Source organism: Curtobacterium sp. MCLR17_045, assembly GCF_003234405.1.
GTDB lineage: Bacteria > Actinomycetota > Actinomycetes > Actinomycetales > Microbacteriaceae > Curtobacterium > Curtobacterium flaccumfaciens.
On the sequence record NZ_QKTB01000002.1, the window covers coordinates 263,237 to 284,833 of the forward strand.

Here is a 21,597-nt window from a genome sequence, read left to right on the forward strand (position 1 = left end):
GTCCACAGTCGTCTCGGTCACGATCCGAGCGTACGCGGCGTCGCTAGGCTGGAACCCATCGTCCCGCCGGCGCACGACGCCGTCCGGGGCCCCGTACGCGGACACCGATCGTCCGCGTCCCCAGCGAAGATGGAGCGTTGCGTGCCCGGAGAGAACCTCACCCGAATCGAAGCCCAGGAGCGCGCGGCCGTCGTCGCCGTGCAGACGTACGACGTCGAGCTCGACCTGACCCGCGGCGCCGACAGCTTCGGTAGCACCACGCGGGTGCGCTTCACCGCCACCGCCGGCGCATCGACCTTCATCGACGCCATCACGAAGACCGTGCACTCGATCACGCTGAACGGCTCGGCGCTCGACGTCGCCGCGGTGAACGACGGCGTGCGCATCCAGCTCGACGACCTGCAGGAGCAGAACGAGCTCGTGGTCGTCAGCGACGCGCTGTACACGAACACCGGTGAAGGCCTGCACCGCTTCGTCGACCCGGTGGACGACGAGGTGTACCTGTACTCCCAGTTCGAGGTCCCGGACTCCCGCCGCATGTTCGCGGTGTTCGAGCAGCCCGACCTGAAGGCCGAGTTCTCCTTCACCGTGACGGCGCCGTCGCGGTGGCAGGTCGTCTCGAACTCCCCCACGCCGGAGCCGCACGTCGACGGCGACGTCGCGACCTGGGCCTTCCCGCCCACCGCGCGCATCTCGAGCTACATCACCGCGCTCGTCGCCGGCCCGTACGAGGTCGTGCGCGACGAGCTGACCAGCCGCGACGGCCGGACGATCCCGATCGGCGTGTTCGCGCGCAAGTCGCTCGCCTCGTACCTCGACCCCGAGTACGTGTTCGACATCACGAAGAAGGGCTTCGCGTACTTCGAGGAGAAGTTCGACGTCGCCTACCCCTTCGACAAGTACGACCAGCTGTTCGTGCCGGAGTTCAACGCCGGTGCGATGGAGAACGCCGGCGCGGTCACCTTCACCGAGACCTACGTGTTCCGGTCGAAGGTCACCGACGCCATCAAGGAGCGCCGGGTCGTCACGATCCTGCACGAGCTCGCCCACATGTGGTTCGGCGACCTGGTCACCATGAAGTGGTGGAACGACCTGTGGCTCAACGAGTCCTTCGCCGAGTGGGCCTCCACGATCGCCACGGCCGAGGCCACCGAGTGGACCGAGGCCTGGACCACGTTCCAGGCGATGGAGAAGTCCTGGGCCTACCGCCAGGACCAGCTCCCCTCGACGCACCCAATCGTCGCGACGATCAACGACCTCGAGGACGTCCAGGTCAACTTCGACGGCATCACCTACGCGAAGGGCGGCTCGGTCCTCAAGCAGCTCGTCGCGTGGGTCGGCATCGACGCGTTCTTCGCCGGTGTCTCCGCCTACTTCAAGAAGCACCACCACTCGAACACCGAGCTCCGCGACCTGCTCGTCGAACTCGAGGCGACGAGCGGCCGTGAGCTGACCGAGTGGTCGAAGCTCTGGCTCGAGACCGCGGGCGTGAACACCCTGCGCCCCGAGATCGAGACCGACGAGTCCGGTGTCATCACGTCGTTCACCGTCCTGCAGGAAGCCCCCGCCGACTACCCGACGCTGCGCCCGCACCGTCTGGCGATCGGCGTGTACGCCTTCCGGAACGACGAGTCCGCGCCGTTCGGTGCCGACACGGCCTCCGCCGGCGGCAAGCTCGAGCGGGTCCACCGCGTCGAGATCGACGTCGACGGTGCCCGCACCGAGGTGCCCGAGCTCGTCGGCGTCCAGCGCGGCGACCTCGTGCTGCTGAACGACGACGACCTGGCCTACGCCAAGATCCGTCTCGACGAGCACTCCCGGCGCACCGCGATCGAGCACCTCGCGTCGATCGCGAACCCGCTCGCCCGCTCGATCGTCTGGGGTTCCGTGTGGGACGCCACGCGCGACGCCGAGTCCCCGGCCAGCGACTACGTCCGCCTGGTGCTGGGCAACATCGCGACCGAGACCGAGTCGACGACCATCCGCACGACGCTCTCGCAGCTGCTGCTCACCGCACGCAACTACGTGGCACCGGGCTCGGTCGAGGCCACGGTCCGCACCGTCGGCGACACGCTCTGGCAGCTCGCGTCCTCGGCTGAGGCCGGCTCGGACGCGCAGTTCCAGTTCGTGAAGTTCTTCGCGCAGGTCCCGTCCACGCCCGAGCACGTCGCGACCCTGCAGGGCCTCCGCGACGGATCGGTCACGCTGCAGGGCCTCGAGATCGACACCGACCTGCGCTGGGAGCTGCTCGAGGGCCTCGTGCTCGCGGGTGCTGCGGACAACGCCGAGATCGACGCCGAGCTCGCCGCGGACAAGACCGCGTCGGGTGAGCAGGCCGCGGCACGTGCCCGGGCGACGATCCCCACGGCCGAGGGCAAGCTGGCGGCGTTCTCGTCACTGGTCGACTCGTCCGAGCTGCCGAACGCCATCGTGCGCCAGACCACGGTCGGGTTCCAGCACGTGAACAGCCCGGTGCTGCTCGAGGGGCTCGTGCCAAAGTACTTCGAGGTGCTCACGCGCATCTGGGCCGAGCGCAGCTACCACATGGCGGACACCATCGTCTCGGGCCTCTACCCGGCGCCACTCGCGTCGGCTGAGCTCCGTGACGCCGCCGCCGCGTGGCTCGAGGAGCACCAGGAGACGCCGGCGCTGCGCCGCATCGTGTCCGAGAGCCTCGCGGGCACCGAGCGCGCGCTCCGGGTCCAGGCCGCCGACGCCTGACCCCTGCTCTGATCCGGCGGGGTCTTGGTGTTCCTCCAGGGATGCCGAGGCCCCGCCGCTTAGCATCGACCGGATATGAACTCGGCTGCAGCAGACACCACCGACGTCCCGAAGTGGGCGTCCAACGCGTTCCTCCAGTTCGTCGATGCCTGGCAAGCACCGATCACGATCGTCATCACGATCCTCGCGGCGATCATCCTCCGGCTGATCCTCCGTCGCATGATCAAGCAGGTCGTCGACCGCATCGTGAACGGCGTCAAGAAGCGTCAGGGAGCGGCCGACACCCGGGCCCTCATCGCCTCACCCGTGCAGACCGCGCGGGTCGTGCAACGGACCCGGACGCTCGGCAGCGTGCTCGAGAACCTCGCCACCGTGGTCGTCGTCGTGATCGCGCTCGTGATCATCGCGACGGCGCTGTGGAAGGGCGCCGCGGTCGGCATCGTCGGCGGTGCATCGCTCGTCGCAGCCGGCCTCGCCGTCGGCGCCCAGTCCATCGTGAAGGACCTGCTGTCCGGCATCTTCATGATCCTCGAGGATCAGGCCGGCGTCGGTGACGTCGTCGACACCGGGCAGGCCACCGGCGTCGTCGAGAACGTCGGGCTGCGCGTCATGCAGATCCGCGACGTGAACGGCATCCTGTGGTTCGTGCCGAACGGCCAGATCCTGCGCGTCGGCAACCTGTCGCAGGGCTGGTCGCGCGTGCTCGTCGACATCACCGTGCCCTACGACACCGACATCGACGCCGTGCAGGACGCCCTGCTCAAGGCCGCCGTCACGATGTCGCAGGAGTCCCGCTGGCGGCAGCGGATCGTCGAGAAGCCCGAGATCTGGGGGCTGCAGTCGATCACCGACGCCGGCATGGTCTTCCGCCTCGTCGTGAAGACCCGCGCGTCCGAGCTCGACGTCGTCGGCCGGGAGCTCCGCACCCGCCTGAAGCACGCCGTCGACGAACTCGGCATCACCCTGCCCGCGATGGCGATGATCATGCCCGAGGGCTGGGAGAACGCCACCTCGATCAACGGCCTGCGCACCGTCCGGACCCAGCCGACGCCGGCCCCCACGAAGCCCCGGCGTCCCAAGCGCAACATCCTCGGGCAGCCGATCCGCACCGACGACCCCGACAGCGGGAAGGACCCCCGATGACCGACCCCACACCCCCGAGCGGCACGGGCGGGCCCGGAGCGCGCGGCTCGCTCGGCATGCCCGGCGGCCCCGGCATGCCCGGCTCGGTCGGCGTCCCGGCGCAGCCGATCACCCTGCGCGTCGGGGAGCGCGGCGCCTCGGCCACCGGGTCGCTGTACGAGCGGATCGGCGGCGCTCCGACCTTCGACCGGCTCGTCCGGCGCTTCTACGAGGGCGTGCAGCAGGACGAGGTCATCTGGCCGATGTACCCGGCCGACGACCTCGAGGGTGCGATCTGGCGCCTGTCCGCCTTCCTGCAGCAGTACTGGGGCGGCCCGGGCACCTACAGCGAGCAGCGCGGCCACCCCCGCCTGCGGATGCGGCACAACCCGTTCCGCATCACGTCCGAGGCCCGGGAACGCTGGCTCCACCACATGCACGAGGCGGTCGAGTCACTCGAGCTCGCGCCCCTCGACGAAGCCGAGCTCTGGGGTTACCTGGACCGCGCTGCCCACGCGATGACGAACACCTTCGACTGACGCGCGCCCGGCGCGACGCCGGCGTGTCCTCGAGACGCCGACGAATCCGGCGGCGTCTCGACGCTCCCGCGGCGTCTTCCGCTGACGCCGGCGTGCAGTGATCGTCGCGAGCGGCGGGGGGAGGCCCGTGGCGGCGCCGCCACGGGCCTCCCGTCCGCCGGTTCCCACGTTCTCGTTCCCGCGAGACGCCGGCGTGTCCGTCCGACGCCGCCATGTGCGTTCCACGCCTCCGAATTCGGCGGCGTCTCGCGGGGCCGGCGGGGTGTTCGCGGGACGCCGGCGTCGTCGGGCAGCGCGGTCAGCGCACGGACGAGCCGGAGGCGAGGTCCTCGACCAGGGACGGCCGCGACGGCCGCCAGCCGAAGGCCGACCGGGCGTGTGCGCCGGACGCCTCCTGGTGCAGCAGCAGGGCGTCGGCGAAGTCCCGCCCGAGCCGTTCGCGGCTCGCGTCCACGCTCTCGGCGACGACCGGTGCACCGTGGGCCCCGGCCTCGCCGATCTGGCGGACGGTCGGGTTGTCGCCGGTCGCGGCGACGATGTACCCGTCGGGCTCGCCGCGGTGCAGCGCGAGGACGTAGAGCTCGCCGAGGTCGTCGACGTGCACCGTCGTCCACCGCTGCGAGCCGTCGCCCACCAGCCGCACCGGCTGCTCGCCGTCGCTGACGAACATCGCCGGGATGCCGGCGCCGCGCCCGTAGACGATGCCAGGGGCGACGATGGTGCTCCGCACGTCGCTCGCCCGCAGCAGGGCCTCGTTCGGTCCGCGCCAGGCGGTCAAGGCCGGCGGGTCGATCGGCGACTGCTCGGAGATGTCCGTCGAGTCACCGAAGGTGAAGATGCCGCCGGTGTGCACGAACGGCTTCGGCGTGCCGGCCAGGGCACCGATCGCGGTGCGGATGAAGTCCGGGTCGACGCCGGGCGCCGATGCCGTGTGGACGACGCCGTCGCTCTCGTGCAGCAGGCGCTCGACGACGTCGGTGTCGGTGACGTCACCGACCAGGGCCCGGCCACCGGCGTCACGGACGTGCTGGGCCTTCTCGTCGGAGCGGACGAGCGCGGTGACCTCGTCGCCGTGGGCCACGAGGGAGCGGAGGACGGAGGAGCCGATGTAGCCGGACGCACCGGTGAGGAAGACGTGCATGCGGCCAGCCAACCACGGCGGCCGGGCGGTGTGGTCGTCGTCGCCGTCGTCTTTGCTAGGAGCTCAGGGTCCAGGCGCGGCGCTTGACGAGCACGTGGCCGCGCGAGGTCGTGAGTCGACTCCACGGGCCCGTCTCGAACAGCCGGACCGGGTCGTGCCCGAGGAACCCGAGGCTCTCGCCCGCGAAGCCCGCACCGGCGGGCAGGTGCTCGACGCCGGGGACCGGTCGGCCCCAGACCTCGGCGCGAATCCGCCGGACGATGGCCTCGCCGGAGTTGGACGGCACGGCGTCGGCGACCTCGGCGATGCCGTCGCGGGTGGCGCGGCGGAGGAGTTCCGGTGAGACGTCCGGCAGCGGGACCCAGCCACCGCGGGGCGGGGAGATGGCCGCCCACGTCACGGTGTGCACTTCGTGCGGCAGCTCGACCTCGATCGGGGTGGCCCGTGTGGGGTCGGCACCCTCGGCGTGTTCGGCGTCCTGCGCCTCGGCCAGCAGGCGGAGGCGCTCGAGGAGCGACTGCAGCGGGACCACGGTGTCGATCGACGCGGGCTCGGTGAGCGAGAACGTGCGGAGGCCGAGCACCGTCGGCAGTTCGTCGAGCAGCCCGAGCGGGTAGAGGATCGCCGTGTAGACGGCCAGGACGCCGGAGTCGGCGATGAGCCGGACCGAGCCGTCCTCGATCCGGGCGGCACGTCCGAGGTACGTGCGGAGGTCACCGAGTGAGGCGGCGTCGGGAAGCGTGAACGAGTTGCCCATGTCGTCCCCGATCCTACCGGCCGTCGATGCCGCAGCACCTGGGCGTGGCGACCTGCGACGGGGTCGGGCGGCCGTTCGTAGACTGCACAGCGTGAACGGCGAACCCGACTTCCTGCGGACCCTGCGACTCGAGGACACCGGCGCGAGCACGGGCGAGACGATCCTGACCGGTGCCAGCCACTGGTCCCCCGGCGGACGGGTGTTCGGCGGGCAGGTGCTGGCGCAGTGCATCGTCGCCGCGCAGCGCACGATCGAGGGACGCGACGTCCACTCGATGCACGGCTATTTCCTGCGGCCCGGCGACATCGACGTGCCGATCACCTTCGGGGTCGAGCGCATCCACGACGGTCGTTCGTTCGCGGCCCGACGCGTGCAGGCGTACCAGCGCGGTGTCCCGATCTTCTCGATGATCGCGTCGTTCCAGGTGCCGGACACCGGCATCGAGCACCAGGACCCGTACCCGGTGGACACCCCGGACCCGGAGTCCCTGCCGTCGGCCGCGTCGATCCTGTCCGCGATCGACCACCCGGTCGCACGTGCCTGGGCCGCGCGCTCCATCGACCTGCGCCACGTCGAGGGCCCGGTGTTCGTCGACGTGCAGGGCGAGCACGTGCCGCACCAGGCGGTCTGGTTCCGCGTGCAGGGCGACCTGCCGGACGACCCGGCGCTCCACCGTGCGGTGCTCGGGTACGCGAGCGACCTGTCGATCCTCGAGCCGATCATGCGCCGGCACGGTGTCGCCTGGGGCACCCCGGGGGTCAAGAGCGCGAGCCTCGACCACGCCATGTGGTGGCACCGCGACGGTCGCGCCGACGAGTGGATCCTGTACACGCAGGAGTCCCCGAGCGCACAGGGCGGACGGGGGCTCGCGTTCGGCCGGATGTTCTCCCGCGACGGTCAGCTGCTGGCCACCGTCGCCCAGGAGGGCATGATGCGGGTGCCTACGGCCGGCTGAACTGCACCGGTTCCTCGAGGTAGCGCTCGCACGCGGCACGCTCGGTGTCGGTCAGTCGGCGCGGACGGTTCGTCGCCGCGTCGACCATCACGAGTGCCGTCGTCGCCCGGGTGTACAGGACGGCGGGGTGCTGCCCCACCGGTGACCAGACCTCGTACGAGACGTCGATGCTCGCGCCCCCGAGCCGCCCGATCCACATCTGGATGTCGAGCGGTTGGCGGAGGTACGGGATCGACGCCAGGTACTCCAGGCGCTGGCCGGCGATCACCGTCATGGTGCCGGAACCCGGCCGGCCGTCGATGATCGGCTCGGGCAGATCGCCGTCGGGGTCCTCACCGGGGTCGGCACCCCAGAACCCCACGATGCGCGCCTCTTCGAGGAGGCGCAGCATCGCGGAGTTGTTGACGTGACCGTAGGCGTCGATGTCGCTCCACCGCATGCGGATGGGAGCGTGCAGTCTCGCCACGAGGATCAGTCGCGGGTGAGCTTGCGGTACGTCGCGCGACCGGGCTTCGCGGCATCGGCACCGAGGCGCTCGATCTTGTTCTCCTCGTAGGCCTCGAAGTTGCCCTCGAACCAGTACCAGTTCGGCGTGCCGTCCTCGTTGAGGCCCTCCCACGCCAGGATGTGCGTGGCGATGCGGTCGAGGAACCACCGGTCGTGGGTGATGACCACGGCGCAACCGGGGTACTCGAGCAGGGCGTTCTCGAGGCTGCCGAGCGTCTCGACGTCCAGGTCGTTGGTCGGTTCGTCGAGGAGCAGCAGGTTGCCGCCCTGCTTGAGCGTCAGCGCCAGGTTCAGACGGTTGCGCTCACCACCGGACAGGATGCCGGCGCGCTTCTGCTGGTCCGGGCCCTTGAAGCCGAACTGCGACACGTAGGCGCGGGACGGGATCTCGGTCTTGCCGACCTGGATGTAGTCGAGTCCGTCGGAAACGACCTCCCACAGGTTCTTGTTCGGGTCGATGCCACCACGGCTCTGGTCGACGTACGAGATGTCGACCGTGTCGCCGATCTTCAGCGTGCCGCCGTCGAGGGGCTCGAGGCCGACGATCGTCTTGAAGAGCGTGGTCTTGCCGACACCGTTCGGGCCGATGACGCCGACGATGCCGTTGCGGGGCAGCGTGAACGACAGGTCGCCGATGATGACGCGCTCACCGAACTGCTTGCGCAGGTGCTCGGCGTCGATGACCTGCGAACCCAGACGCGGGCCGACCGGGATCACGATCTCCTCGAAGTCGAGCTTGCGGGTGCGCTCGGCCTCGGTGACCATCTCCTCGTACCGGGCGAGACGGGCCTTCGACTTCGCCTGACGGCCCTTGGTGTTGCTCCGGACCCAGTCGAGCTCGGACGACAGGCGCTTCGCGAGCTTGGCGTCCTTCTTGCCCTGGACCTCGAGGCGAGCACGCTTCTTCTCGAGGTAGGTCGAGTAGTTGCCCTCGTACGGGTACAGGCGGCCGCGGTCGACCTCGGCGATCCACTGGGCGACGTGGTCCAGGAAGTACCGGTCGTGGGTCACGGCGAGGACGGCACCGTGGTACTGCTGCAGGTGCTGCTCGAGCCAGAGCACACTCTCGGCGTCGAGGTGGTTGGTGGGCTCGTCGAGGAGGAGCAGGTCGGGCTTCTGGAGCAGCAGCTTGCAGAGCGCGACGCGGCGCTTCTCACCGCCGGACAGGTGGGTGACGAGTTCGTCCCCCGGGGGGCACTGCAGCGCGGCCATGGCCTGCTCGAGCTGGGAGTCGAGGTCCCACGCGTCGGCGGCGTCGATGTCCTCCTGCAGGGTTCCCATCTCGGCGAGGAGCGCGTCGAAGTCGGCGTCCGGCTCGGCCATGAGCGCCGAGATCTCGTTGAACCGTGCGAGCTTGCCGTGGATCTCGCCCACGCCCTCCTGCACGTTCTCGAGCACGGTCTTGCTCTCGTCGAGCTCCGGCTCCTGCATGAGGATGCCGACGCTGAAGCCCGGCGTGAGCTTCGCCTCGCCGTTGGACGGCTGGTCGAGACCCGCCATGATCTTCAGGATCGTCGACTTGCCCGCACCGTTCGGTCCGACGACGCCGATCTTGGCACCGGGGAGGAACGACATCGTGACGTCGTCGAGGATCAGCTTGTCGCCGACCGCCTTGCGGGCGCGGACCATCTGGTAGATGTACTCAGCCATATCGGCCCCAAGTGTAGTGACACCGCCGGAGCACCGCTCGCCCGACGCCGGATCGCCGCTTCCCGCACCTGTACGAACAAGCCTGTTGTTCGCGACACGGACGACGTAGCTTGGCCTCACCCCGCTACCTCGGGCCCGTCGCCCACCACGACGAGGACCAGGATCAGGACCACGGACAGGACGAGGACCATGACCACGCACACGACCACGACCCCGTCGCGGCTCCGCCGCCTCGCACTCCCCTTCGTCGGAGCGATCGCACTCACCGTCGCGCTCATCGCCCCGGTGTCGCCGGCATCGGCCGCCGGTGCCGTGCCGAAGGGCAGCCCCTACCTGCTGTACACGGCGAGCATCAGCGCCAACGGCACGGGCACCGGCTACTCGTCGTACATCAACGTGCACGACGCACACAACAACGCCTACGCGTTCGGGATCCAGTCGGACAAGGGCTCCCCGCATAGCAAGGGCAAGCCGCGCTACATCTGGGAGCGCGTGCAGAACGGCAAGTTCACCTACGGCTACCTCGGCCCGGCCACCAACAAGCTCACGCCCATCGGCATGCGCTGGTACAAGAACGACGTCGCGACGATGATCGTGAACCACAAGACGATCGGCACCCTCAAGCTCAACCTCGACGGTCGCCTGTTCTTCAACGCCGAGGCCAACGCCCGCCTGAACGGTGACGTCGTGCACTCGACGGTGCAGAACACCCGCATCACGGTCGGTGACCGCAAGTCGAACACCGGCCTGAACGGCAAGTGGGACACGAGCTTCTCGTTCCACGGGCTGAAGGCGAAGCAGACGAACAGCCCGCGGGTGCAGGGCGCCAGCTTCAAGATCGACGGCCGCGTGACCGGGCTGCCCCGAGGCGGCAACTGGGACACCGCCCAGGTCTCCGGCATCGGGATGATCGCCCAGAAGTGGTGACCGACGCGACGCGGTGAACCGCACGCGCACCCGGCGGCCTGACCCGCATCCCGACTCCGGTCGGCGTGCGGGTCAGGCCGCTTCGGCGTCGTGGGCGTGGTCGTCGAGGGGCGGCGCGGGGTCCCAGGGGGCGGCGTCCTGTTCGAGGACGTGCTCGGACGGCCCCGCGGGCTCCTCGCCGTCGCCGAGCGGCGGTGCTCCGTGGACCCCGTCGACGTCGCTGTCACCGTCACCGTCCGGACCGTGCTCGGTCGCCGGTGCGTGGTCGTGCGAGCCGTCCGGCTCCGCCCCGTGGTCGGACCCGTGACCGGCTCCGTGCCCCGCCGGGTCGCGGACCTCGCCGGTGCGGGGGTCCACACCGCGCAGGCCACCCTGCCCCGAGGCGCCGTCGCCGACCTGCCGCGGCACCCGCAGCCAGTTGCTGATCCCCCACGCCAGGTCGTGGCCGATGCCGTCGGCGTCGATCTCGACCGAGGTCCCGCCGCGACCGTCGCGTTCCCACGTGCGGATGCGGACCCGGCCGGCGACGACGATCCGGTCGCCCTTCTTCAGGGACTTGTACACGTTCGACGCGAGCGACCGGAACGCGGTGACGGTGTACCAGTTGGTGGCGCCGTTGACCCAGGCGGCGGTGGCCCGGTCCCAGCGGCGCGAGGGTGAGGCGAGTCGGAGACTCGTGATGGCGATGCCGGTCTCGGTGACGAGGTGCCGGGGCTCGGTGGCGACGATTCCGCAGACGGTGATGATGTCGTTCATGGGTCGATCGTCACGGAGCCCGGGGCCGCGTCAGCGACCCCGGGCTCGATCTGTGGCGTGTGGACCCGATCAGGTGACCTGTGGAGGACGAGTCCCCCGAGCCTCCTGTCCGGACCCGGTCAGTGCGCTCGGAACTCGGGCCGGGCGGCCAACGGTCCGAGCGCGGCATGGACCGCGCCCTTCGCGGACTCGAGGGACGGGTACGGCCCGCCCGCCCGTCGTCGCCCGTAGAGCTCGACCTGGAACCCGTCTGCCGCGCGGTGGATGCTGCCCACCGCTCCGGCCGGACCGATCGCGACCCAGGTTCCCGTGTTGTCCGTCATGTTCGAACCACCTCCTTGTGGCCCTGCCGCCCCGGGGTCAGGACGCCAGGATGTACTGACTGTAGGCCTTCCGCACCTTGTTCACCTTGGGCAGCGCGACTGCGAGGCAGTAGCCCTGTCCGGGGTTCTTCGCGAAGAAGTCCTGGTGGTACTCCTCTGCCGTCCAGAACGTCGAGAGCGGCTCGATGGTGGTGACGATGCCGCCGTCCCAGATGTCCGACGCCCGCTCGATGGCGCGCTCGAACAGCTCGCGCTGCGTGTCGTCGGCCGGGAACATCGCCGAGCGGTACTGCGTGCCGACGTCGGCCCCCTGGCGGTTCAGCTGCCGGGGGTCGTGCAGCGTGAAGAAGACGTCGAGGATCACGTCAGCCGGGATCACCGACTCGTCGAACGTCACCGCGACCGCCTCGGCGTGCCCCGTCGTCCCGGTGCACACCAGTTCGTACGAGGGCTCCTCGACCTGTCCGCCGACGTAGCCCGACACCACGTCCTGCACACCCTGGAGCGTGCGGTACACGGCGTCGAGACACCAGAAACATCCACCTGCGAGCACGAACGTGGTCATGGCCACAACCTCTCTCCGGGCTGCCCGTGCAGCCCCGTCGTTCCTCCACAACAGTGTGCGCGGGGACCCTGTTCCCCAGATCGGACGTTGCCCCTCGGCGTGTCGGTGGTCCCCCGTAGCGTCGGCACCACACCGACCAGGAGGCCAGCGATGCAGACCATCACCGAACCCGCACTGCGGATCCGCACCGTCCCGCTGGCCCGAGCCCGGGGCGACTACCGCATCCTCGACGTCCGCGACGACCTGAGCCGGGTCACCCGGGCCAACGGAGAGATCGTCGGGTACGTCGACCGCATCGACGTCGCCGGCGACACCGCCTACCGTGCCCGCCGGTACGTCGCGACCGAGCGCCGGTTCGTCGAGCTGCCGAGCGTGTGGTCCGCCGACGACGCCGTGGACACCCTGCGCTGGTCATGATGTTCCACATTGGAATCATCTGCACCGGGATGCACGGAACGCCGTCCGGCCTCCCCGACGCCTGACCGTTCCGTGGGTATGGTGCGCGCATGGACTGGTGGAACGACCTGACCGACTGGACTTCGTCCGACACGGGTTGGCGGGTGCTCTCGGGCGCTGTGATCCCCTTCGTCGCCATCGTCGTGGCGGGCGTGATCGCGGCGCTCATCGGGCGCAGCGCGACCAAGCGGGTCGTGGCGCTCCAGGAGCGGGAATCGAAGAACGCGGCCGTCGCCGCGATCCTGACGGCTGCGCGCAAGGCAGCGGCATGGGGATCGCTCGGACACGACGAGCGTGCGTACGCTGACCACCTCGCCGAGGACGCCGACATCCGGCTGCGCCTGCTCCCCGTGCAGGGTGCGCCGCTGGCCGCCAGCTGGGCCCAGCACGAGATCGCCGACATCAAGAAGAACTCGTCGACGTTCAGCTTCCAGGCCGACCAGTCCCTCGCCGAGTTCCGTGACCGCCTGCTCGACTGGCAGGCGCGACCGAGCCGTGCGCGCAAGCTCTTCAAGGCCGACCTCGAGCGCTGGAAGTTCGAGTCCCCGGACCCCGACGCCGACCTGATCAAGCGCCAGCAGGACTGGAACGCCGACCAGGCCGAGCCCCCGCGCACGCAGGCGCAGGCGCAGGCGCAGACACAGGCCCCGGCGCCGGCTGCTCCCGCCGAGCGCCCTACCCCGACGACGACCTCGCTGCGTCCGGCCCAGCGCCCCGCGTCCGCACCGTCGACTCCTCCGGTGCCGGCCGCTGCCGCACCCGGTGCTGCTGCGCCCGCTGCGTCTGCCGGTGCCGCCGGCGGGACGACCCCGTCGTTCTCCGTGAACCGTGGCGCGGGCACGAACCCGAACCGCGGCAGCGCCGACCAGAACGCCACGCGCTCCTTCGGTGACAACACCACCCGCGTCTACGGCGACGACGAGGCTGCACCCCCGGTCCGTCCGGCACTCGGCACCCCGACCTCGCCCGCCCGCTCCGTCCAGGGCCGCGGCACGGACGACACCGAGGTCGTGGACGACGACCGCGCCACGCGGGCCTTCGGCGACGCGAGCGCCACTCGCGCGTCCGGCGACGCCAGCGCCACCCGCGCCTTCGGTGACTCCGACCGCGCTCCGCGGAATGACCGTCCGTCCTCGTCCGACCGCCCCGTCGCGACGCCCACCGCGGCCGACGCCCACGTCAACCGGGCGCCCGCGAACGACGTCCCGCCCGCATCGGCACCCCGGGTCGACTCCCCCGGCGCGACGAACACCACGTCTGTCCCGACGCGTCTGAACCAGGCCCCTGCCGAGCCCGCCGACGCGAACGAGACGTCGGAGGCGCCGTACACGCAGCCGATCAGCGCCGCCGAACTCCGACGCCGCGCCGCGGACGACGACGAGTAACCACCCCCACGACGAGAACAGGGCCGCCATCCGGAGAGGATGGCGGCCCTGTTCGTCTTCGGCGCCCCCGGCAGGAATCGAACCCGCGGCACGGTGGGTAGAAACCACCTGCTCTATCCACTGAGCTACGGAGGCGAGCAGCGTCGATTGTAGCGGCGAGCGGCCACCGGACGCTCGATGCGCGCCCCGCCGCGTCGCCGCGACAGGACCCGGCGGTCGCCCAACGGTCGGCCGCCGTCTGCCGCCCGTTCCCCTCCGCGACACCCGCGCTTCGTAGCGTCCGGAGCATGCGCACCACCGGTTCCGTCCTCGCCGTCGTGCCCGCGCGTGCCGGGTCGAAGGGGATCCCCGGCAAGAACCTCCGCACGGTCGCGGGCCGTTCGCTGGTCCGTCGAGCGGTCGAGTCGGCACGACGTGCCACGCGCATCGACGAGGTCGTCGTCACGACCGACGGTGACGCCATCGCTGCCGAGGCGGTCGCCGCCGGTGCCGCCGTGGTCCGCCGTCCGGCCGAGCTCGCCGGTGACGAGGCGTCCTCGGAGTCCGCCCTGCTGCACGTCCTCGACGCGATCAGCACACCACTGCCCGAGGTCCTCGTCTTCCTGCAGGCGACCTCGCCGTTCATCGACCCGGCCAACCTCGACGCCGCCGTCGCGCGCGTGGTCGACGGGCACGCCGACGCGGTGTTCGCCGCCACGCCGTCGCACGCGTTCCTGTGGCGGACCGCCCCGGACGGCACCGCGGTGGCGGTGAACCACGACGCTGCGACCAGGCCCCGCCGGCAGGACCGGGAGCCCGAGTACCGCGAGACCGGCGCCTTCTACGTGATGCGGACGGCGGGGTTCCTCGAGAACCGGCACCGGTTCCACGGCCGCGTCGAGCTGGCCGTCGTCGACGGCGCCGGCGCGATCGACATCGACGACGAGGCCGACCTGGCCCTCGCCGAAGCCCTCGCCGAAGCGCCGGGCGCGCCCGGCGCGCTGACCGACGCACGCGTCGGCGACCCGGCCCCAGCACCCACCACGACCCGAGACCCATCCCCGACGCGGGCCACCCCCGCACCGAACGGAGCACCATGACCGTCACCATCGGTACGTCCACGATCGGCGCGGGCCACCCCGCGTACCTCATCGGCGAGATCGGCCTCAACCACAACGGCGACGTCGACATCGCGAAGCAGCTCATCGACGTCGCTGCCGACGCGGGCCTGCAGGCCGTGAAGTTCCAGAAGCGCACTCCCGCGATCTCCACGCCGGAGCACATGAAGAACACCCCGCGCAGCACCCCGTGGGGCGACATGACCTACCTGGAGTACCGCTACCGCGTCGAGTTCGACCGCGACCAGTACATCGAGATCGGCGACCACGCGACCCTCCGCGGGCTCGACTGGTTCGCGTCGCCGTGGGACGAGCCGTCGGTCGACTTCCTCGAGGACCTCAACGTCGTCGCCTACAAGATCGCCTCGGCGTCCGTCACCGACCTCGGCATGCTCGCCGCCGTCGCCGCGACCGGCAAGCCCGTCATCCTGTCGACCGGCATGTCCACGCTCGAGCAGATCGACGCCGCCGTCGAGGCCCTCGGCACCGACCGCCTCGTCCTCATGCACGCGACGTCGACCTACCCGCTGCCGGCCGAGGAGGCGAACCTCCGCATGATCGACACCCTCGCCCACCGCTACGCGGGCGTCCCCGTCGGCTACTCCGGCCACGAGCCCGGCCTGCAGATCTCCATCGCCGCGGTCGCCCTCGGCGCCACGGCCGTCGAGCGCCACATCACGCTCGACCGCACGATGTGGGGCTCCGACCACGCCGCGTCGCTCGAGCCGCACGGCCTGAAGACGCTCGCCCGCGACATCCGCATCATCGAGACCGCCCTCGGCGACGGCGTGAAGAGGATCTTCCCCGGCGAGCAGGCACCGCTCGCGAAGCTGCGTCGCGTCGGCGCGTGAGCGGATGCAGTCCCCATCCGACCGCCGGCGAGCAGGCACTGCTCGCGAAGCTGCGTCGCGTCGGCGCGTGAGCGGCCCGGTCGACGGGACCCGTGCCCTGGACGTGCCGGCTGACGGCAGTGGGTCGACGGTCGGACTGGAGGCGCGCCTCCCGTCCGACGCGTCACCACGCGTCCGACGCGTGGTCGGCCTGGTCGACACCGACTCGTTCGCGAAGTGGGGCGCCCACCTGCTGGCGAGCGCCCCGGCGGACTGGGACCTGGAGCTGCGCACCGTGGCGACCCCGCGGTCGGCGAGCACGAAGCAGCTGCGGTCGGCGTTCCGCGGGCTGGACCGGCGCCTCGCCCACCTGCACCGCGAACCGCCCGCGCCGAAGGACGTCGACGCCGTCGTCGAGGAACTCCGCCAGGACCCGCCGGACGCCGTCCTGGTGTCGTTGATCGGACCGGTGGCCGAGCTCGTGATCGACGAGGTGCACCGGCGGATCCCGGACCGGCCGGTGCTGGTGTCGGGGCTGCCGGGGATCTCGTTCCCGTCGAAGTGGAAGGGCATCTTCTTCCGCGCCCGGGCCGACCTGTTCGTGCTGCACAGCCACCGTGAGGTCCGCGCGTACGAGGACATGGCGCGCGAGGGCGGCGTCGAGCCGCACTTCGCGCTCGCCACGCTGCCCTTCGCGCGGGGGGTCTGCGCGACCGGCGGTGCCGGCGCGAGCGATGGTGCGGGCTCGACCGGCCGCGACTCCGTCGTCTTCGCGGCGCAGCCGAGTGTGCCGTTCGAGCGGGCCGACCGGGCCCTCGTCGTGCGGTGGCTCGTGGAGACAGCGCGGGCGCACCCGGAGTGGCGCGTCGTCATCAAGACGCGCGCTGCGGCCGGCGAGCACCAGACGCACCGCGAGGAACACCCCTACCCGGACCTGGTACCCCCGGACGCGCCGACCAACCTCGTGGTGGAGAGCGGCCCGATGGCCGAGCACCTCGACCGTGCGGTGGCGCTCGTGACGATCAGCTCGACCGCGGTGCTCGAGGCGGCGGCGCGAGGCGTGCCCGCGCTCACGCTGACCGACTTCGGGATCGGGCGGCACCTGATCAACGAGGTGTTCGTGGGGAGCGGCCTCGAGGGTGACGCCGTCGACCTGGTCGACGGACGGTTCGGTGTCGTCCGGCCGGAGTGGATGCGGGACAACTACTTCCACCCGGCCTCGGAGGACGACTGGCAGTACCGGCTCGTGGAGCTCATGGCCCGACGGGACGCCGGCACGTTGGTGGATCGGGCACCGGCACGGCGGAGTCGCGGTGGGGTGCTGCGCCGTGCGTGGGAGCGGAAGAACGCCCTCGGTGGGGCCGATCGCAGTCCGCTCGGGCTGGTTGCGCTGGGCATCGGGGCGCCGATCCGGGGCGCGAAGCGGCTGGCGCGACGCGTGCGGGCGCTGGTCGATCCGCCGGAACCCGTGGTGGTGGCGGCGCCGACGTCGCAGCGCGCGGGGGCGCGGGCCGCTCCGCCCGCGCCGGGGACCGCCGCTGGGACGGCTGCGGCGGCGGCTGCCCCGGCCGCGGCGGCGGCTCGTTCAGAGCGCCTTGGCCACCGCGAGCAGGAGTTGGTCACGGGTCGGGACGCCGGGTGAACGGAAGACCTCGGTGCCGTCGTCCTGCCGCACGATGATCGTGGGCGTGGACCGGATACCGAGGTCTTCCGCGTCGTCGGGGTGTGCCGCCACGTCGCGTTCGGTCACGGTGAGCCCGGGGACGAGCGCCGAGGCCTCGGCCGACACCCGGCGGGCGGCGGCGCACGGCGCACAGAAGGCGGACGTCCAGAGGTCGAGCTGCATGTGGTCCTGCAACGCGGCGGGTGGGGGTTCTACTCCCGGTCGAACTCGCCGCTGCGGTCGCCGCGGTCCTGCAGGTCGTCGACAGGGTCGGACTCGCCGGGCTCGTAGGTGAACTCGACCGAGATCTGGTCGAGGACCTGGCGGGACTTGGTGGCGCGGTAGGTGAAGGCCGTCTGCAGGCCCTCGACGTCGGCGAACACCGTGACCTCGTCGTCCAGCGCGTCGCTCGTGGCGGTGCGGGTGTCGGTCGTGCCGTCGAAGGGACCGCCGTGGAAGATCGCGGTGTACTCGTCGCCTTCGTGGATGGTGATGTCGCTCATGCCTCCCTTCTACCAGGCGGCGGCTGGTGCAGTCTGTCCAGCCCGTCGTTGCGCTATGCATAGCATGGCTATATAGTTCAGCTATGGAAACACCGCGTGAGCAGACGATCGAGACCCTCCTCGTCTCCGTCAACCGCCTGATCCGCAGCGCCGTCCAGTCGACGGGCAACACCACGTCCACCGCGGTCTGGCGCACGCTCGGCATCCTCGAGACCGACGAACCCCTGCGACTCGGAGAACTGGCCACCGCCTCCCGCGTGGCGCAGCCCACGATGACCCGACTCGTCGCCGGCATGCTCGCCGACGGCCTGGTCAGCCGCAGCGTCGACCCGGACGACTCCCGCGGGCAGCTCATCGAACTCACCGAGGCCGGACGCGAACGGCTCGCCTCCTGGCGCTCCACCCTCACCAGCACGGTCGGTCCGTTGTTCGCCGACCTGACCGACGACGACTGGGACGTCCTGCACCACGCGGCGAACCTGATCGCCCAGCGCACCCGGACAACCCCCAACGGAACGGAGATCCCCGCGTGAACGCCCACGCACCCGCCGGCCAGTCCGGCTCCATCCTCAAGCAGTCGTCCGCGGTCTGGGCGATCGCCTTCGCCTGTGTCGTCGCGTTCATGGGCATCGGCCTCGTCGACCCGATCCTCCCGGCGATCGCGGCGTCCCTCAAGGCGACTCCGGCGCAGACCGAGCTGCTCTTCACGAGCTACCTCGCCGTCACCGGTGTCGCGATGTTCTTCACCAGCTGGGTCTCCAGCCGCATCGGCGCGAAGCGCACCCTGCTCATCGGACTCGCCCTGATCGTGCTCTTCTCGGTGCTCGCGGCGACATCGAACAGCGTGTGGAGCATCATCGACTTCCGTGCCGGCTGGGGCCTCGGCAACGCGCTCTTCATCTCCACCGCGCTCGCGACCATCGTCGGGGCAGCGTCGGGCGGCACCGCCTCGGCGATCATCCTGTACGAGGCAGCGCTCGGCCTCGGCATCGCCGTCGGTCCCCTCGTCGGAGGTCTGCTCGGCTCGGTGAGCTGGCGCGGCCCGTTCTTCGGCGTCACGACCCTGATGGCCGTCGCGTTCATCGCCATCGTCGCCCTGCTGAAGACCGGCAGCCTCGAGAAGCCCACGCCGACGAAGCTCTCCGCTCCCTTCCGCGCCCTGACCCGTCCGGCACTCGCCGCCCTCGCCGCGACCGCGCTGTTCTACAACATCGGCTTCTTCGTCCTGCTGGCGTACACGCCGTTCCCACTCGGCTTCGGCGCCCTCGGCATCGGGTTCACGTTCTTCGGCTGGGGTGTCGGTCTCGCGATCACGTCGGTGTGGGTCGCCCCGATGCTCACCGCCCGTCTCCGGAGGACGACGGTGCTGAAGATCGCGCTGCCCCTGCTCGCGCTCGACCTGTTCGCCGCGGCCCTCGTCGTCCGCTCCCAGGTCGGCCTGATCATCTGCGTCGTCATCGGTGGCCTCGTGCTCGGTGTCCTGAACACCGTGCTCACCGAGTGCGTCATGGAGGCCACCGACCTCCCCCGCTCCGTCGCCTCGAGCGCCTACTCCGCCGTCCGCTTCATCGGCGGCGCCATCGCCCCGCCCGTCGCGACCCTGCTCGCCGACGCGTACTCCCCCTCGGCCGCCTACGTCTTCGCGGGTGCATCCGTCGCGGTCGCCTTCGTCGTGATCCTCTGCACCACCAGGGTCCTGCGCCGCGTCGACGACGGTCCCGAGCCGGAGCGCGTCGAGGCCGAGGCCATCACCGCCGGCGAAATGGCCTAGCTGCCGGGGCGCGGGGGCGCGGGGGCGCCTTCCCCCTTCTCCCCTTTCCCCACTTCTCCACGAACGGGCGAAATGCCGGAGTGTCCCCCGTGGGCACCCCGGCATTTCGCCCGTTCGTGCGTCCGCGCGGGGGCTCGCTCGCCCCTCGTTCCACGCTCCACCCACGAGCGGGCGAAATGCCCGGCCTCGACCGCAGAGCGACTCCGGCATTTCGCCCGTTCGCGCGGGGCTGGCCAGAACCGTGCGGCAGGCGGGGTAGAGAGCGACCACCTGGAGGCGCGGGTCGGCCTGCCGGGGTCGCCCCGGGCCTCCAGGCGGTCGCCTATACCGCGTGCGGCTCGCGTCCCGGACGAGCGGGCGAAACATCCGGGTCCGTCCGCAGGGCGACCGCGGCATTTCGCCCGCTCGGCTGGACGCGGGCGGGCGGAACGTCCGGGTGCGTCCGCAGGGCGACCGCGGCATTTCGCCCGCTCGCGCATCCGACGCACGGAACGGGCGCACAAGGGTGGGTCGGCTTGGGCGGGCGCAGCGGCACGTACGGGACGCACGCGGGGCGGGAATAGGATCGAGGACATGGCAACCGCGAATGACCGCCTCGTCTGGATCGACTGCGAGATGACCGGCCTCGACCTCGAGGTCGACGAACTCGTCGAGGTGGCCGTGGTCATCACCGACTTCGACCTCGAGCCCGTGCACCCCGGGTTCGACATCGTCATCAAACCGGACCAGTCGGCGCTCGACAACATGAACGAGTTCGTGACGAACATGCACGTCACCTCGGGGCTCATCGACGAGATCCCGAACGGCGTGAGCCTGGCGGACGCCGAGTACCAGGTGCTCGAGTACATCCTCCAGCACGTCCCCGCCGAGGGCTCCGCCCCCCTCGCCGGCAACACCATCGGCACCGACCGTGCGTTCCTGTCGAAGTACATGCCGCGCGTCGACGGGCACCTGCACTACCGCAGCGTCGACGTGTCGAGCATCAAGGAACTCTGCCGCCGCTGGTTCCCCCGCGTGTACTTCAACGCACCGGAGAAGCACGGTGGGCACCGGGCCCTCGCGGACATCCTCGAGTCGATCCGCGAGCTCGAGTACTACCGCCGCGCCGGCTTCGTCGCCGAGCCCGGCCCGAGCACCGACGACGTGCGTGCCGTACAGGCCGACGTCGTGGCGAAGTGGGAGTCACGGCTGGCGCAGCCCGCGGCCGAGTAGTGACACGGGTGGTCCGCACCCCGTCCCGCATGTACTACTATTGAGTGGTCGCGCCGGTCAGCCGGTTCGAACATGGTGGATATAGCTCAGTTGGTAGAGCGCCTGGTTGTGGTCTAGGAGGTCGCGGGTTCGAGACCCGTTATTCACCCCAGTCGAGGGAGAGTCCTGTTGCGTGTGACGCAACCGGGGCTCTCCCTCAGTGTTTTTCTGGTCGCCTCCGGCGCCGTGCGGCTTCGCCGCGAGTGGTCAGCCACGAGTAGTGAGCCGCGAGTGATCAGCGCGGTGTGGGACGATCCACCCGTGATGGAGATGTCCGCCGACGCGTTCGAGCAACTCGTGACCGACGAACTCGACCTGCTCCCCGACGAGATGGTCGACGGGCTCGACAACGTGGTGTTCGTCGTCGAGGACGAACCGGAGAACGGCGAAGAGCTCTTCGGCGTGTACGACGGCATCGCAGCCACCGAGCGCGGGCAGTACGGCTTCGGCGAGCTGCCCGACCGCATCGTGGTGTTCCGCAAGCAGCACCTGGCCGAGTGCGACACCGTCGAGGAGCTCAAGGACGAGGTGCACACCACCCTCGTGCACGAGATCGGCCACTTCTACGGCATCGACGACGAGCGGCTGCACGAGCTCGGCTGGGCGTAGCGGCCAGCGACGCGCACCCGGCGGTCTACAAGGAGCGGATGGTGGGGGAGTACGCGCTGCACGGGCGCT

The 21,597-nt window shown here is 70.8% G+C and carries 23 protein-coding genes and 2 tRNA genes; 15 read left to right on the forward strand and 10 right to left on the reverse strand.

The features are described 5' to 3' along the window. Positions 1-141 precede the first annotated feature (141 nt). From pepN to DEJ05_RS03420, 3 genes are all read left to right on the forward strand, one after another. Complete coding sequence (gene pepN, locus DEJ05_RS03410) at positions 142-2,721, forward strand: aminopeptidase N (RefSeq protein WP_111109739.1); 2,580 nt, start codon at positions 142-144, stop codon at positions 2,719-2,721. A gap of 75 nt (positions 2,722-2,796) precedes the next feature. Further along, positions 2,797-3,864, forward strand: a complete 1,068-nt coding sequence (locus DEJ05_RS03415) for a mechanosensitive ion channel family protein (protein ID WP_111109740.1) — start codon at positions 2,797-2,799, stop codon at positions 3,862-3,864. A gap of 56 nt (positions 3,865-3,920) precedes the next feature. Further along, positions 3,921-4,382, forward strand: coding sequence for a globin (locus DEJ05_RS03420; protein WP_258370564.1), 462 nt, complete (start codon positions 3,921-3,923; stop codon positions 4,380-4,382). Positions 4,383-4,680: 298 nt separating this feature from the next. Here the strand turns inward: DEJ05_RS03420 and DEJ05_RS03425 are convergent, their stop codons facing one another. After that, a complete protein-coding gene (locus DEJ05_RS03425) occupies positions 4,681-5,523 on the reverse strand; it encodes an NAD-dependent epimerase/dehydratase family protein (protein ID WP_111109741.1) in 843 nt (280 codons plus the stop codon). Positions 5,524-5,578: 55 nt separating this feature from the next. Further along, a complete protein-coding gene (locus DEJ05_RS03430; protein WP_111057864.1) occupies positions 5,579-6,280 on the reverse strand; it encodes a hypothetical protein in 702 nt (233 codons plus the stop codon). 91 nt (positions 6,281-6,371) lie between these two features. Here DEJ05_RS03430 and DEJ05_RS03435 point away from each other — a divergent pair, with 91 nt between their 5' ends. Continuing rightward, positions 6,372-7,235 (forward strand): acyl-CoA thioesterase II, encoded by an 864-nt coding sequence (locus tag DEJ05_RS03435; RefSeq protein WP_111030580.1) that lies wholly within the window; start codon positions 6,372-6,374, stop codon positions 7,233-7,235. Here DEJ05_RS03435 and DEJ05_RS03440 read toward each other — a convergent pair. Both DEJ05_RS03440 and ettA read right to left on the reverse strand, forming a co-directional pair. Then, positions 7,222-7,674, reverse strand: coding sequence for a thioesterase family protein (locus DEJ05_RS03440; protein ID WP_071405517.1), 453 nt, complete (start codon positions 7,672-7,674; stop codon positions 7,222-7,224). The genes DEJ05_RS03435 and DEJ05_RS03440 overlap by 14 nt on opposite strands. A 32-nt stretch (positions 7,675-7,706) precedes the next feature. After that, positions 7,707-9,392 (reverse strand): energy-dependent translational throttle protein EttA, encoded by a 1,686-nt coding sequence (gene ettA / locus DEJ05_RS03445; protein WP_111030561.1) that lies wholly within the window; start codon positions 9,390-9,392, stop codon positions 7,707-7,709. A 189-nt stretch (positions 9,393-9,581) separates the two neighbouring features. Here ettA and DEJ05_RS03450 point away from each other — a divergent pair, with 189 nt between their 5' ends. Continuing rightward, positions 9,582-10,319 carry a hypothetical protein gene (locus DEJ05_RS03450; RefSeq protein WP_111109742.1) on the forward strand — a complete coding sequence of 246 codons (738 nt, stop codon included), beginning with the start codon at positions 9,582-9,584 and terminating at the stop codon, positions 10,317-10,319. Between the two features lie 72 nt (positions 10,320-10,391). On the opposite strand, the gene DEJ05_RS03455 is transcribed toward DEJ05_RS03450, so the two are convergent. The 3 genes from DEJ05_RS03455 to msrA all read right to left on the reverse strand — a co-directional run bounded on the left by DEJ05_RS03455 (position 10,392) and on the right by msrA (position 11,963). Next, on the reverse strand, positions 10,392-11,075 hold the full coding sequence (locus DEJ05_RS03455; RefSeq protein WP_111030563.1) for a single-stranded DNA-binding protein: 684 nt from the start codon (positions 11,073-11,075) through the stop codon (positions 10,392-10,394). A gap of 119 nt (positions 11,076-11,194) precedes the next feature. Then, positions 11,195-11,398 carry a hypothetical protein gene (locus tag DEJ05_RS03460; protein ID WP_027464651.1) on the reverse strand — a complete coding sequence of 68 codons (204 nt, stop codon included), beginning with the start codon at positions 11,396-11,398 and terminating at the stop codon, positions 11,195-11,197. 37 nt (positions 11,399-11,435) lie between these two features. Then, the gene (gene msrA / locus DEJ05_RS03465) at positions 11,436-11,963 is read right to left on the reverse strand and encodes a peptide-methionine (S)-S-oxide reductase MsrA (protein ID WP_111030581.1); all 528 of its coding nucleotides are present in this window, start codon (positions 11,961-11,963) and stop codon (positions 11,436-11,438) included. Positions 11,964-12,113: 150 nt separating this feature from the next. Here msrA and DEJ05_RS03470 point away from each other — a divergent pair, with 150 nt between their 5' ends. After that, positions 12,114-12,380, forward strand: coding sequence for a hypothetical protein (locus tag DEJ05_RS03470; RefSeq protein WP_017886047.1), 267 nt, complete (start codon positions 12,114-12,116; stop codon positions 12,378-12,380). A gap of 89 nt (positions 12,381-12,469) precedes the next feature. Next, complete coding sequence (locus DEJ05_RS03475) at positions 12,470-13,804, forward strand: hypothetical protein (protein WP_111109743.1); 1,335 nt, start codon at positions 12,470-12,472, stop codon at positions 13,802-13,804. A 62-nt stretch (positions 13,805-13,866) separates the two neighbouring features. Here DEJ05_RS03475 and DEJ05_RS03480 read toward each other — a convergent pair. Then, positions 13,867-13,939, reverse strand: a tRNA-Arg gene (locus DEJ05_RS03480). Between the two features lie 152 nt (positions 13,940-14,091). Here DEJ05_RS03480 and DEJ05_RS03485 point away from each other — a divergent pair. The 3 genes from DEJ05_RS03485 to DEJ05_RS03495 all read left to right on the forward strand — a co-directional run bounded on the left by DEJ05_RS03485 (position 14,092) and on the right by DEJ05_RS03495 (position 17,373). Continuing rightward, positions 14,092-14,883 carry a cytidylyltransferase domain-containing protein gene (locus DEJ05_RS03485; protein WP_111109744.1) on the forward strand — a complete coding sequence of 264 codons (792 nt, stop codon included), beginning with the start codon at positions 14,092-14,094 and terminating at the stop codon, positions 14,881-14,883. Then, a complete protein-coding gene (locus DEJ05_RS03490; protein WP_071405510.1) occupies positions 14,880-15,752 on the forward strand; it encodes an N-acetylneuraminate synthase family protein in 873 nt (290 codons plus the stop codon). The genes DEJ05_RS03485 and DEJ05_RS03490 overlap by 4 nt, the downstream gene beginning before the upstream one ends. Positions 15,753-15,819: 67 nt before the next feature. Beyond that, positions 15,820-17,373, forward strand: coding sequence for a DUF6716 putative glycosyltransferase (locus DEJ05_RS03495; RefSeq protein WP_111109745.1), 1,554 nt, complete (start codon positions 15,820-15,822; stop codon positions 17,371-17,373). Here DEJ05_RS03495 and DEJ05_RS03500 read toward each other — a convergent pair. Together DEJ05_RS03500 and DEJ05_RS03505 are read right to left on the reverse strand one after the other, a co-directional pair. Then, positions 17,317-17,577 carry a thioredoxin family protein gene (locus tag DEJ05_RS03500; RefSeq protein WP_027464648.1) on the reverse strand — a complete coding sequence of 87 codons (261 nt, stop codon included), beginning with the start codon at positions 17,575-17,577 and terminating at the stop codon, positions 17,317-17,319. The genes DEJ05_RS03495 and DEJ05_RS03500 overlap by 57 nt on opposite strands. A 29-nt stretch (positions 17,578-17,606) precedes the next feature. Further along, complete coding sequence (locus DEJ05_RS03505; protein WP_071405508.1) at positions 17,607-17,897, reverse strand: hypothetical protein; 291 nt, start codon at positions 17,895-17,897, stop codon at positions 17,607-17,609. Positions 17,898-17,980: 83 nt separating this feature from the next. On the opposite strand from DEJ05_RS03505, the gene DEJ05_RS03510 reads away from it, so the two are divergent. The 5 genes from DEJ05_RS03510 to DEJ05_RS03530 all read left to right on the forward strand — a co-directional run bounded on the left by DEJ05_RS03510 (position 17,981) and on the right by DEJ05_RS03530 (position 21,528). Then, complete coding sequence (locus DEJ05_RS03510) at positions 17,981-18,430, forward strand: MarR family winged helix-turn-helix transcriptional regulator (RefSeq protein WP_111024208.1); 450 nt, start codon at positions 17,981-17,983, stop codon at positions 18,428-18,430. After that, positions 18,427-19,668: an MFS transporter gene (locus DEJ05_RS03515; RefSeq protein ID WP_111030570.1), complete on the forward strand. Its 1,242-nt coding sequence runs from the start codon at positions 18,427-18,429 to the stop codon at positions 19,666-19,668. The genes DEJ05_RS03510 and DEJ05_RS03515 overlap by 4 nt, the downstream gene beginning before the upstream one ends. A gap of 573 nt (positions 19,669-20,241) precedes the next feature. Beyond that, entirely contained in the window at positions 20,242-20,880 is a 639-nt protein-coding gene (gene orn / locus DEJ05_RS03520) for an oligoribonuclease (RefSeq protein WP_071405505.1), read from the forward strand. Positions 20,881-20,955: 75 nt separating this feature from the next. Next, positions 20,956-21,031: transfer RNA gene (locus DEJ05_RS03525), tRNA-His, on the forward strand. A gap of 152 nt (positions 21,032-21,183) precedes the next feature. Then, positions 21,184-21,528 carry a metallopeptidase family protein gene (locus DEJ05_RS03530; RefSeq protein ID WP_035807616.1) on the forward strand — a complete coding sequence of 115 codons (345 nt, stop codon included), beginning with the start codon at positions 21,184-21,186 and terminating at the stop codon, positions 21,526-21,528. The last annotated feature ends 69 nt before the right edge of the window (positions 21,529-21,597 follow it).

Bases quoted from the DNA above. Each gene is read 5' to 3' on its own strand.
- DEJ05_RS03415 (WP_111109740.1), top strand. From the start codon at position 2,797: ATGAACTCGGCTGCAGCAGACACCACCGACGTCCCGAAGTGGGCGTCC.
- DEJ05_RS03420 (WP_258370564.1), top strand. From the start codon at position 3,921: ATGCCCGGCGGCCCCGGCATGCCCGGCTCGGTCGGCGTCCCGGCGCAG.
- DEJ05_RS03425 (WP_111109741.1), bottom strand. From the start codon at position 5,523: ATGCACGTCTTCCTCACCGGTGCGTCCGGCTACATCGGCTCCTCCGTC.
- DEJ05_RS03430 (WP_111057864.1), bottom strand. From the start codon at position 6,280: ATGGGCAACTCGTTCACGCTTCCCGACGCCGCCTCACTCGGTGACCTC.
- DEJ05_RS03440 (WP_071405517.1), bottom strand. From the start codon at position 7,674: ATGCGGTGGAGCGACATCGACGCCTACGGTCACGTCAACAACTCCGCG.
- ettA (WP_111030561.1), bottom strand. From the start codon at position 9,392: ATGGCTGAGTACATCTACCAGATGGTCCGCGCCCGCAAGGCGGTCGGC.
- DEJ05_RS03450 (WP_111109742.1), top strand. From the start codon at position 9,582: ATGACCACGCACACGACCACGACCCCGTCGCGGCTCCGCCGCCTCGCA.
- DEJ05_RS03455 (WP_111030563.1), bottom strand. From the start codon at position 11,075: ATGAACGACATCATCACCGTCTGCGGAATCGTCGCCACCGAGCCCCGG.
- DEJ05_RS03460 (WP_027464651.1), bottom strand. From the start codon at position 11,398: ATGACGGACAACACGGGAACCTGGGTCGCGATCGGTCCGGCCGGAGCG.
- msrA (WP_111030581.1), bottom strand. From the start codon at position 11,963: ATGACCACGTTCGTGCTCGCAGGTGGATGTTTCTGGTGTCTCGACGCC.
- DEJ05_RS03470 (WP_017886047.1), top strand. From the start codon at position 12,114: ATGCAGACCATCACCGAACCCGCACTGCGGATCCGCACCGTCCCGCTG.
- DEJ05_RS03475 (WP_111109743.1), top strand. From the start codon at position 12,470: ATGGACTGGTGGAACGACCTGACCGACTGGACTTCGTCCGACACGGGT.
- DEJ05_RS03485 (WP_111109744.1), top strand. From the start codon at position 14,092: ATGCGCACCACCGGTTCCGTCCTCGCCGTCGTGCCCGCGCGTGCCGGG.
- DEJ05_RS03490 (WP_071405510.1), top strand. From the start codon at position 14,880: ATGACCGTCACCATCGGTACGTCCACGATCGGCGCGGGCCACCCCGCG.
- DEJ05_RS03500 (WP_027464648.1), bottom strand. From the start codon at position 17,577: ATGCAGCTCGACCTCTGGACGTCCGCCTTCTGTGCGCCGTGCGCCGCC.
- DEJ05_RS03505 (WP_071405508.1), bottom strand. From the start codon at position 17,897: ATGAGCGACATCACCATCCACGAAGGCGACGAGTACACCGCGATCTTC.
- DEJ05_RS03510 (WP_111024208.1), top strand. From the start codon at position 17,981: ATGGAAACACCGCGTGAGCAGACGATCGAGACCCTCCTCGTCTCCGTC.
- orn (WP_071405505.1), top strand. From the start codon at position 20,242: ATGGCAACCGCGAATGACCGCCTCGTCTGGATCGACTGCGAGATGACC.
- DEJ05_RS03530 (WP_035807616.1), top strand. From the start codon at position 21,184: ATGGAGATGTCCGCCGACGCGTTCGAGCAACTCGTGACCGACGAACTC.